Below are 10,531 nucleotides of genomic sequence, written 5' to 3'. Positions count from 1 at the left end.
CTTGGGCGCATTCGCGCTGTCATCCGGCGCTTCCTGGCCCGCTCGGATGTAGTCGTGCTCCTCCGTCGATAGCCGTGGATGCTTGGTCGGCACGCGATACAACGCGAACCAGAGCACACTCCACACGAGCCCCAGCCCACCGATCACGGCAAAGGCGAAGCGCCAGTTGCCCTGCAGAATGCACCAGACCACCAGCGGCGGCGCAACCACGGCCCCCACGGAGGACCCGATGTTGAACCAGCCGGTCGCAATCGAGCGCTCCTTGGCCGGAAACCATTCTGACGTGGCCCGCAGTGCTGACGGAAAGCCTGCGGCCTCCGTCGCCCCGAGCATCGCGCGAAAGGCCGCCAGTGACAGCCAGCCGCCCGCCGTGCTGTGCAGCAGGCACACCACCGACCAAGCCGCCGCAAACAACGCAAAACCTAGTTTGGTGCCCAGTACGTCAAGCACGTAGCCCGCAATGGGCTGCATCACCATGTAAGCCGCCTGGAATGCGGCCACGATGTAGCCGTACTGCTGCGTGGTGATGTTCAGCACCTTGTTGACTTCGGGCGCGGCTACCGCAAGCGCGTTGCGTGCCAGGTAGTTCATGACCAGGCCGCTCAGAACGAGCCCGATCATCCACCAGCGCAAGCCTTTGATGGGTTTCATGGTGTGTCTGTCTCCTAGGGCGCCCACGTATTGTTTTGGTGTGGGGCTCGTACTGCGGTTAGCAATGCATGGCAGGTTCCGGTAGTCCGGTCACGCCCGGGCGCACGGCAAACGTGGCGCCCGAGAGCGGGTCGTCGTCGATGCGGATCGACGTGACGAACAGGGTGTCCAGCCCCGGCCCGCCGAAGGCACACATGGCGGGCTTGGTGGCAGGAATGGCGATGCTGCGATCGAGTCGGCCGTCGGGCGTAAATCGGTGGACGAGTCCCGCATCGTTGCCGCAGATCCAGTAGCAGCCATCGGCATCCACGGCGGCGCCATCGGGGCGACCTGGATGGGCGTGCATGTCGATGAAGACGCGGCGGTTGTGCGGCGTGCCGGTGTCGATGTCGTAGTCAAATGCCCAGACGGTCTGGCGGCTGGCATGTGAATCCGACAGGTACATCGTGCGGCCATCGGGGCTGAAGGCCAGGCCGTTCGGGACGACCAGGTCGTCGATGATGGCGTCAACGCGGCGTGCGGCTGCATCGAAGCGATAGAGCTTGCCGGCAGGCACACCCAGCGCGGTGTCGAGCACCATCGTGCCCGCCCAGAGGCGGCCCTGACGGTCGCATCGGCCGTCGTTGAACCGCATGTCGGGGCGCGCATGCTTTACCGTGGCGAGGCGCTCCAGCGGCGCAAGCGCAATGTCTGCTTTCGCCTGCTGCGCGCGAAAGATGCCGGTCTCCATTGCCAACGCCCAGCCGTCGGATGTCATGGCGATGCAGCCAGCCATTTCGGGCAACGTCCATGCGTCGCAATGGCCTGTGGACGCGTTCCAGCGCCACAGCGTGCGCCCAGGAATGTCCGTCCAGTACAACGCCTGTTCGCCGACATGCCACACCGGACTCTCGCCGACGCCGCAGTGCATCGTGCCGATGCGTTCCACATTCGCGTGCATCGGGTCAGTCTCCGAACGGGCCGGCTTTGACGAAGGCACCGCCTTGATACAGCGCGGCCGGATCGTCTGCAGGCAGCGGCGGCTGCGCCTCGACCTGCGAGCGGAAGATCTCGCTGGTCTCGGTGGCCACATAGCCTAGGTGGGCGGCGTGGCGGTTATCCCACCAGCGGTCTCGGTTGGCCGACATGCCGTAGACCACCGTAAAGCCGACGTTCGGTACGAACACTGCGCGGCGGATCAGCTGTTCCAGATCGTCGTAGCCCAACCAGGTGACCAGCATGCGGCGGTCTTTGGCTTCGGGGAACGACGAGCCAATGCGGATGGCCACGGTCTCAATGCCGTACCGGTCGAAATAGAAACTGGCGAGCTGTTCACCGAAGACCTTGCTCAAGCCGTAGTAGCCATCAGGTTTGGTCGGCACGGTGTTGTCGATGACTTCGCCCTGCTTGTAGAAACCGATGGTGTGGTTGGAACTGGCGAACACGATGCGGCGCACACCGTGGCGGCGCGCGGCCTCGTACAGGTTGTAGACGCCCTGGATATTGGCCGGCAGGATTTCTTCAAAGGGGCGCTCCACCGAGACGCCACCCAGGTGCACGATGGCATCCGTACCTGCCACGAGTGCGTCAACCGCATGTGGATCGGCCAGGTTGCACGGCACGATCTCCTCGCCCTTGCGCACGGCGCCAAGGTCCGAGATGTCAGAAATGCGCAGCACGTCGGCGTACTTCGGCAGGCGGTCGCGCAGCACCTTGCCCAGGTTGCCACCCGCCCCCGTCAGCAGCAGGCGGTGGCAGCGGGTGGTGATGCCCGCCAGCGGATCGGCGTGTACAGGCGTGTCGGTATTGGTCACAGTCATAGATCAGGTTACGGGAGCGGGGTTGAACAGCGCGAGCGCATTATGCAAGCCGAGCTTGTCTGCGCAGACCTGCTTGCGGCCGCTGGCCACATCGAGAATCAGGTGGAACAGCTCCCAGCCGATGTCGGCAATGCTGGCCTCGCCCGTGGCGATGCGGCCGGCGTCGAGGTCGATCAGGTCATGCCAGCGCTCAGAGAGCGCCTTGCGTGTCGACACCTTGATGACGGGCGCCATGGCCAGGCCGTACGGCGTGCCGCGCCCGGTGGTGAACACCTGCAGGTTCATGCCGGAAGCAAGCTGCAGCGTGCCGCACACAAAATCGCTGGCCGGCGTGGCGGCGAAGATCAGGCCCTTGCGGCGCACTTTCTCGCCGGGGCCAAGTACATCGACGATGGGCGTACTGCCCGACTTGACGATCGAGCCCAGCGCCTTTTCCACCACGTTGGATAGGCCGCCCTTCTTGTTGCCCGGCGACGGGTTGGCGCTGCGATCGGTCTGGCCGCCGCTCAGGTAATCGTCGTACCACGCCATTTCGCGCAGCAACGCGCGACCGACGCCTTCGTCGATGGCGCGCGGCGTGAGCAGGTGGATGGCGTCGCGCACTTCGGTCACTTCCGAGAACATCACGGTGCCGCCAGCACGCACGATCAGGTCGGCTGCAAAGCCAACCGCAGGGTTGGCGGTCACGCCCGAGAACGCATCGCTGCCACCACATTGCACGCCAACCACCAGATCGGACGCGGGACAGGTTTCGCGCTGGCGCTTGTTGAGGTGCTCAAGTCGGCGCTCGGCCATCTCCATGATGGCATCGGTCATGCCGATGAAGCCGTCGAATGCTTCGTCCTGCAAACGCAGCACCGGGGAATCCGCCGTACCGGCGACTTCGATGGGAATGCGACCGCCCGGGGCAAGCTTTTCCGGCACAAGGCGCTCGGGCACGAGCTTCTCGCAGCCCAGGCCGATCACCATGATCTCGCCGCCAAAGTTCGGGTTGAGCGCCAGGTTCTGCAGCGTGCGGATCGGCACGATGGCCGCCGGTGCGTTGATGGCAACGCCACAGCCGTATACATGGTTGAGTGCGACCACGTCATCGACGTTCGGGTAGCGTGGCAACAGTTCTCGCTTGATGCGGCTGACCACGTAGTCCGTCACGCCGGCCACGCACTGCACGCTGGTCATGATGCCGAGCACGTTCTTCGTGCCGACCGTGCCGTCTGCGTTGCGATAGCCCTCGAAGGTGTAGCCCTCAAGCTTCGCCAGTTTGGGATCGGGGCGCGTGGCGAGCGGCAGCTCGTCGAGTGCCGGCGCGGACGGCAACTTCACCGCATGCTCGTTGATCCAGCTGCCGCGTGCCAGCGGCTTGACGGCATAACCGATGACCTCGCCGTAGCGGATGACGGCATCGCCTTCTGCAAGGTCGGCCAGTGCCACCTTGTGCCCTTGCGGTACCCCCTCGACCAGCACAGTGCCATCGGCCAGCGCTGTGCCCGCAGGCAGACCACGCGCATTGACGACAATGGCGACGTTGTCGCCGTCATGCACGCGGATCGTCAACGCCTTCTCAGTTTCAGTGCCGGCCTCTGCGGCCAGCGTGGATTCGGACATCACAGACTCCGGAATGGGGTAATGCAAATCAAGCTGTTCAGCGCACCAGGCTTGGCCGCTTGGGGTCGTACGCCCAGCCCGGCACGAGGTACTGCATGGCCATGGCATCGTCGCGTGCGCCGGGGCCGAGGGTCTTGTACAGCGCGTGCGCGGCCATGACGCGGTCCATGTCGATCTCGATGCCCAGGCCCGGGCGATCCGGCACGGCTACATGACCGCCCTGAATGCGCAGCGGCTCGCGCGTCAGGCGCTCTTCGGCTTCCTGCCAGATCCAGTGGGTATCGATGGCGGTGATGTTGCCCGGCGCGGCGGCGGCCACATGCGTGAACATCGCCAGCGAGACATCGAAGTGGTTATTGGAATGCGAGCCCCATGTGAGACCCCATTCATCGCACAGTTGCGCAACGCGCACAGACCCCTGCATGGTCCAGAAGTGCGGATCCGCCAGAGGAATATCCACGGCGTGCAGCGGGATCGCGTGGCCCATTTGGCGCCAGTCGGTAGCGATCATGTTGGTGGCGGCCGGGATGCCGGTGGCACGCTTGAACTCAGCCATGATCTCTCGCCCTGAGTAACCGGCTTCGGGGCCGCAGGGGTCTTCGGCATAGGCCAGCAGGTGACCCTGCCCCTTGCACAGCGCAATGGCCTCATTCAGCGACCAGGCACCGTTCGGGTCCAGCGTGACACGTGCCTGCGGGAAGCGCGCCTTGATGGCGGCAATCGCCTCCATCTCTTCCGCGCCGCGCATCACGCCGCCTTTGAGCTTGAAGTCGGCAAAGCCGTAGCGTTCGGTGGCGGCTTCAGCCAGGCGGGCGATGGCCTCGGGTGTCATTGCGGCTTCGTGGCGCAAGCGCAGCCAATCATTCGCACCGCTATTTCCGTCTAAATACGGCAGATCCGTCTTGCGGCGGTCGCCCACGTAGAACAGATAGGCAAGCATCGGGGCCGAATCGCGCTGCTGTCCGGCGCCCAGCAGTTCCGCTACCGGCACTTCCAGAAACTGACCCAGCAGGTCCAGCAGCGCTGCTTCCACCGCCGTGATGACGTTGTCCATGCGCAGGTTGATCTCGTGCGGCTGGCGCAGCACCGCCGCTTCCGATGCGGATGTCACCTGATGGACCGTTGCCTGATGTGCCGCGTTGCCGCCCCCGGCCAGCGCACGGCGAATGCTGTTCAGCACGCCGTTGGTGCGGCCGATGGATTGCCCGACAACCAGCGGAATCACGCGCTCCAGCGCCTGGCGGATGCCCTCTCCGCCCGGCACCTCGCCCACGCCTGTGCGCCCAGCGTTGTCCTTCAGGGTGACGAGGTTACGGGTGAAGAACGGGGCATGCGCGCCACACAGGTTCAGCAGCATGCTGTCCCGCCCGGCAACGGGGATCACCTGCATCTCCGTCACACGCGGTGTACTGGTGCGAGCGCCGAATTCGATCGATTGCAACGTCACAACGATGTCTCCTGTTGGCTTACAGCGGCTTGAGTTCCACGCGTTTGATCTCGCCCACCATGACCAGGTAGCAGATGATGGCCACCGCAGCATGGATACCCACGTACACCAATGCCCCGTTGAACGAGCCCGTGGTATTGACGATGTAGCCGATGGCGATGGGCGTAGTGATGCTCGACAGATTGCCGAACGTGTTCATCAGCGCGCCCGACAGGCCCGCGATCTGCTTGGGTGCCGTGTCGGAGTTGACTGCCCAGCCCAGCGCGCCCAGCCCCTTGCCGAAGAACGACAGCGCCATCACCGCCACCACGATGGCCTGTGCATCCACGTAGTTGCAGATCACCATGCTCATGGAGAGCAGCATGCCCAGCACGATCGGCACCTTGCGCGCCACCGACAGCGATGCCCCCTTGCGCAACAGCGCATCGGAAATGACCCCGCCCAGAATGCCGCCAAGGAAGCCGCACACCGCCGGAATCGACGCCACGAAGCCGGCCTTCAGGATCGACATGCCACGGGCCTGCACCAGGTACACCGGAAACCACGTGATGAAGAAGTACGTGAGCGCATTGATGCAGTACTGCGCGATATACACGCCCATCAGCATGCGGTTGCCGAGCAGTTGCTTGACGTAGCCGAGGTTCGGCCCTTCGGTCTTGGCCACGCCGGCGCGGTCCATGTTGACCAGACCGCCGCCGGCTTCGATGTACTCGATCTCGGCGCGGTTGATGCCAGGGTGATCTTTCGGATCGTGCACGAAGGTCTTCCACACGACCGCCATGGCAATGCCGATCACGCCCATCACGATAAAGACGTGATGCCAGCCGAATTCGTGCACCAGCCATGCCATCAGCGGGGCAAACACCACCGTGGCTGCGTACTGCGCCGAGTTGAAGATGGCGGATGCGGTGCCGCGCTCATTGGCCGGGAACCACGCTGCGACGATGCGGCTGTTGGCCGGAAAGGACGGCGCCTCTGCAGCCCCCACCAGAAAGCGCAGGCAGAACACCAAGGTAATGGCGGCCGCACCGGTAAAGAAGCCGACCGCACCCTGCGCCAGCGTGAACAGCGACCATAGCAGAATGCTGAACGTGTACACGCGCTTGGAGCCGAAGCGGTCGAGCAGCCAACCGCCCGGAATCTGCGCAATCACATAGGCCCAGCCAAACGCCGAGAAGATGTAGCCAAGCGACACGGCATCGATGCCAAGCTCCTTCTGCATGGCTGAGCCAGCAATGGAGATGGTCGCGCGATCGGCGTAGTTGATAGTCGTCACGACAAATAGCATCGTGAGAATCATGAAGCGCACACGGGTCATGCGCTCGGTGCGCGGCACGCTTTGCGCTCCCACGGCTGGGGCTTTGATATCCATTGTCTCCTCCGTACTCCGGCGCCAGATGCGCCGGGTTTCAAGCTGCCGGGTCCTGTACGGCCCGGCTTTTTATTCGCTTGTTGACTGCTTGGTTACTGCCACTGCCCATCAACCAGACGGCGCAGCTTGAGCGGGTTCGCGTCTTGCAGCGCCTGCGGCAGCAGGTCAGCCGGCAGATCCTGGTAGCACACCGGGCGCAGGAAGCGCTCGATGGCCGCCGTGCCGACCGAAGTCGTGCGCGAATCCGTCGTGGCAGGCCACGGGCCGCCGTGCACCATGGCCTGGCACACCTCAACGCCGGTTGGCCAGCCGTTGGCCAGGATGCGGCCGGCCTTGCGTTCCAGGATCGGCAACAGCGAACGGGCAATCGCCGTATCGCCTGCATCCAGGTGCAACGTGGCCGTCAGTTGACCTTCGAGCGATTCAGCCAGCGCGCGCAACTCCTCTGCGTCGCGGCAGCGAACGACGAGTCCGGTGGCGCCGAAGATCTCGTCGTGCAGCGTCGGTTGTGCCTGGAAGCTCTTGGCATCCGTGGTGTAGAAGCCGGCCTGCCCACGGTTGGGCTGATCACTGCCCTGCCCGCGTGCAACACAACGCACGTTGGCCTCACCAGCCAGCTTGTCGACACCACGGGCGTAGGCCGCATGAATGCCGGCGGTCAGCATTGGCTGGGCCGGTGCCTGCCCCATGGCAACGGCGGCGGCGGCCTCAAACGTTTCGAGATCCGGGCCATCGATTGCGAGCAGCAAGCCTGGGTTCGTGCAGAACTGGCCGGCGCCCATCGTGAGCGATGCCACGTACTGCTGCCCCAGCGCAGCAGCACGCTTGGCCAGCGCATCCGGCAGCAGGAAAACGGGGTTGATGGCGCTCAGTTCGCCATACACGGGAATCGGCTGCGGACGCGCCTGCGCAATGCGCAGCAGTGCCTGGCCGCCAGCACGCGAACCGGTAAAGCTCACCGCCTGGATGCGCGGATCGGCCACCAGGGCACCTGCCACATCGTTGTCCGCCAGGATGAGCGAGAACACGCCTTCCGGCAGGCCGCACTGAGCAACCGCCGCCTGGATGGCGCGGCCCACCAGTTCGGACGTACCCGGATGTGCCGGATGCGCCTTCACGACGACCGGGCAACCGGCAGCCAGCGCGGATGCGGTATCACCGCCCGCCACCGAGAACGCCAGCGGAAAGTTGCTCGCGCCAAACACGGCGACCGGGCCCAGCGCGATGCGGCGCAGGCGCAGGTCGGAGCGCGGCAGCGGCTTACGCTCAGGCAGTGCCGAATCGAGGCGCGCGCCCACGGCATCGCCGGCACGCACCACGTTCGCAAACAGGCGGAGTTGACCGCACGTGCGGCCACGCTCGCCTTCCAGACGGGCACGCGGCAGCGCGGATTCCGCCATCGCGCGTTCGATCAGCGCATCGCCCAGGGCCTCGATCTGGCTGGCGATGGCTTCGAGGAATGCGGCACGCACTTCCGGCGCGGTCTCGCGGTAAACGTCAAAAGCCGCAGCGGCCAGTTCAGCGGCACGTGCGGCATCGGCCTTGGAGGCCAGGGTGAATTCGGGTTCGAGCCATTCCCCGGTGGCGGGGTTCATGGCGCGAACCGTGCCGGCACCGCCCGCAACGCGGGCAGCACCCAGCAGCAGTTCGCCGCTCAGAGTCATGTTGGGTTCCTTGTTCAGGTTGCGCTCAAGCAGCCAGCTTTTCGACTTCGGCCACGCGCGACACCAGTGCCGACAGCTCGGCCAGTTCCGCGTCGGTCAGGTCCGTCAGCGGCGCGCGCACCGGGCCCGCGCTGCGGCCAATCACCTTCATGCCGGCCTTGACGATCGACACTGCATAGCCGCGCTTGCGGTTGCGCAGCTGGATGTACGGCAGCACGAACTCATTGAGCATCTTGTAGACCTTGGCGTTGTCGTACGCCCGCACGGCAGCGTAGAACTCCAGGGCGAACTTCGGCACGAAGTTGAAGATGGCCGATGAGTACGTCGTCACGCCCATCGTCAGGTACGGCAGCGCGAAGGTCTCGGCGGTGGGCAGGCCACCGATGTACGTAAAGCGATCGCCCAGGCGGGCGTAGATGCGCGTCATCAGTTCCAGATCGCCCACGCCGTCCTTGAAGCCGACGAGGTTCGGGCAGCGATCAGCCAGGCGTTCCAGGTGGTCAGCGTCGAGAATCTGGTTGGCGCGGTTGTAGATGATCACGCCCAGCTTGGTCGATTTGCAGACTTGCTCAACGTGAGCGGCCACGCCATCGGCCGAGGCTTCGGTCAGGTACGGGGGCAGCAGCAGGATGCCATCTGCGCCAGCGGCTTCTGCGGCCTTGCAGTACTCGATCGATTCAGCGGTGCCGCGGCCCGCCGGGGCGATCACCGGAATCTTGCCGCCCGTCTCGGCCACAGCGGCGCGTACAACGCGGTCGGTTTCTGCGGCAGTCAGCGAGAAGAACTCACCCGTACCACCTGCGGCAAACAGGCCGGCTGCATCGTGGCTGAACAGCCAAGCCAGGTTCTTGCGGTATGCCTCTTCGTCAAACGAAAGATCGGACGCCTTGAAGTGCGTGATGGGGAAAGACAGCAGGCCGGAACCGATCTGCTGGGCAAATTCTTTGGGGGTATATCGGGACATGTCTCGCTCTGCCTGAAGACCACCAGGGCAGTGGTCAGGTGTTGTTGGTGAGCGAATTTTTGCATCGGGAACGATTCAAGTCCAAAACAACTAATGACTCGATTGATACATATTTTGTATTGATACAGGGTGTTCCCCTAGCGGGCGGATCAGATGCTGCAATTGCACATGAAGTGACCGCCGCCTGGCACCCAGACACGTTATTGCTCGATGCGAGCAGGTTTCGATGCCTGGCGGCTGCCATGGCCCAGGGGCCTGTCATGCGGGCCGATTCTTGCACTCCGCATCATTCCAATTCAAGATAAGCAAGAACACCAATCCATACCTGTTTTGAATCGATGTTTGAGCTGAGCCAACTCCGTTGTTTTGTCGCCGTGGCAGAAGAACTGCACTTCGGGCGCGCTGCTGAGCGCCTGCATATGACGCAGCCGCCGTTGTCGCGCCAGGTGCGTCTGCTGGAGCACCAAGTCGGCACCGAACTGCTTGAGCGCAACAGCCGGTCCGTCAGATTGACTGCTGCCGGGCGCAGCTTTTTGCCTGATGCCTCGCGCATTCTTCGGTTGGCTGATGAGGCAGCAGCCACGGCACGACGCGTCGCCACGGGTGCCGCCGGTTCACTGGCGATCGGCTTTACGGCGACGGTCGGTTATGGGCAATTGCCCGCGCTGGTGAGCGCCGTGCGAGCGGTATCACCGGGGGTGCGATTGACGTTGAAGGAGATGGTGAGCGGGGCGCAGCTTGCGGCGCTCGATGCACGTGAGATTGATGTCGGCCTGTTGCGCCCGCCTGTGGAGCACGGTGAGTTGACGGCGGTGCCGTGCTCGCAGGAAGCATTGGTGCTGGCATTGCCCGAGGCCGTTGCCGATACCTGGCCGCTGCGCCCCAGCCTGCGCGACTGCGAAGGCAAGCCGCTGCTGATGTATTCGCCTTACGAGGCGCGCTACTTCCACCAGTTGGTGAGTGGCCTGCTCGAACGTGCTGAGGTATTGCCCGACATCGTCGAATACGTCAGCCAGATCCACTCGATGC

At 64.3% G+C, this 10,531-nt stretch carries 9 protein-coding genes; 1 reads left to right on the top strand and 8 read right to left on the bottom strand.

The annotated features are described in order from the left end of the window. From JHD73_RS24070 to kdgD, 8 genes are all read right to left on the bottom strand, one after another. A partial coding sequence (locus JHD73_RS24070; protein ID WP_199032695.1) for an MFS transporter occupies window positions 1-651 on the bottom strand: 651 nt, incomplete at its 3' end. A 58-nt stretch (window positions 652-709) separates the two neighbouring features. Further along, window positions 710-1,591: an SMP-30/gluconolactonase/LRE family protein gene (locus JHD73_RS24065; protein WP_199032694.1), complete on the bottom strand. Its 882-nt coding sequence runs from the start codon at window positions 1,589-1,591 to the stop codon at window positions 710-712. Window positions 1,592-1,595: 4 nt separating this feature from the next. Next, window positions 1,596-2,450, bottom strand: coding sequence for an NAD(P)-dependent oxidoreductase (locus JHD73_RS24060; protein ID WP_199032693.1), 855 nt, complete (start codon window positions 2,448-2,450; stop codon window positions 1,596-1,598). 3 nt (window positions 2,451-2,453) lie between these two features. After that, a complete protein-coding gene (gene garD, locus JHD73_RS24055) occupies window positions 2,454-4,055 on the bottom strand; it encodes a galactarate dehydratase (RefSeq protein ID WP_199032692.1) in 1,602 nt (533 codons plus the stop codon). Between the two features lie 37 nt (window positions 4,056-4,092). Further along, window positions 4,093-5,502, bottom strand: coding sequence for an enolase C-terminal domain-like protein (locus JHD73_RS24050; RefSeq protein WP_199032691.1), 1,410 nt, complete (start codon window positions 5,500-5,502; stop codon window positions 4,093-4,095). Between the two features lie 19 nt (window positions 5,503-5,521). After that, window positions 5,522-6,874 carry an MFS transporter gene (locus JHD73_RS24045; RefSeq protein ID WP_269848302.1) on the bottom strand — a complete coding sequence of 451 codons (1,353 nt, stop codon included), beginning with the start codon at window positions 6,872-6,874 and terminating at the stop codon, window positions 5,522-5,524. 92 nt (window positions 6,875-6,966) lie between these two features. Further along, entirely contained in the window at window positions 6,967-8,538 is a 1,572-nt protein-coding gene (locus tag JHD73_RS24040; protein WP_199032690.1) for an aldehyde dehydrogenase (NADP(+)), read from the bottom strand. Between the two features lie 25 nt (window positions 8,539-8,563). Then, window positions 8,564-9,502 (bottom strand): 5-dehydro-4-deoxyglucarate dehydratase, encoded by a 939-nt coding sequence (kdgD, locus tag JHD73_RS24035; RefSeq protein ID WP_199032689.1) that lies wholly within the window; start codon window positions 9,500-9,502, stop codon window positions 8,564-8,566. A 338-nt stretch (window positions 9,503-9,840) separates the two neighbouring features. Between kdgD and JHD73_RS24030 the strand changes: the two genes are divergently transcribed. Continuing rightward, on the top strand, window positions 9,841-10,531 hold a 691-nt coding region (locus JHD73_RS24030), incomplete at its 3' end, for a LysR family transcriptional regulator (protein WP_199032688.1).

This window comes from Ralstonia sp. ASV6 (assembly GCF_016429285.1).
Classification (GTDB): Bacteria; Pseudomonadota; Gammaproteobacteria; order Burkholderiales; family Burkholderiaceae; genus Ralstonia; species Ralstonia flaminis.
The sequence above is the reverse complement of the archived record's forward strand: the minus strand, read 5'-3'. Positions and strand labels throughout refer to the sequence as shown.

What these genes read in the sequence shown, in the direction of transcription:
- JHD73_RS24065 (WP_199032694.1), bottom strand. Translation starts at nt 1,591, where the DNA reads ATGCACGCGAATGTGGAACGCATCGGCACGATGCACTGCGGCGTCGGC.
- JHD73_RS24060 (WP_199032693.1), bottom strand. Translation starts at nt 2,450, where the DNA reads ATGACTGTGACCAATACCGACACGCCTGTACACGCCGATCCGCTGGCG.
- garD (WP_199032692.1), bottom strand. Translation starts at nt 4,055, where the DNA reads ATGTCCGAATCCACGCTGGCCGCAGAGGCCGGCACTGAAACTGAGAAG.
- JHD73_RS24045 (WP_269848302.1), bottom strand. Translation starts at nt 6,874, where the DNA reads ATGGATATCAAAGCCCCAGCCGTGGGAGCGCAAAGCGTGCCGCGCACC.
- JHD73_RS24040 (WP_199032690.1), bottom strand. Translation starts at nt 8,538, where the DNA reads ATGACTCTGAGCGGCGAACTGCTGCTGGGTGCTGCCCGCGTTGCGGGC.
- kdgD (WP_199032689.1), bottom strand. Translation starts at nt 9,502, where the DNA reads ATGTCCCGATATACCCCCAAAGAATTTGCCCAGCAGATCGGTTCCGGC.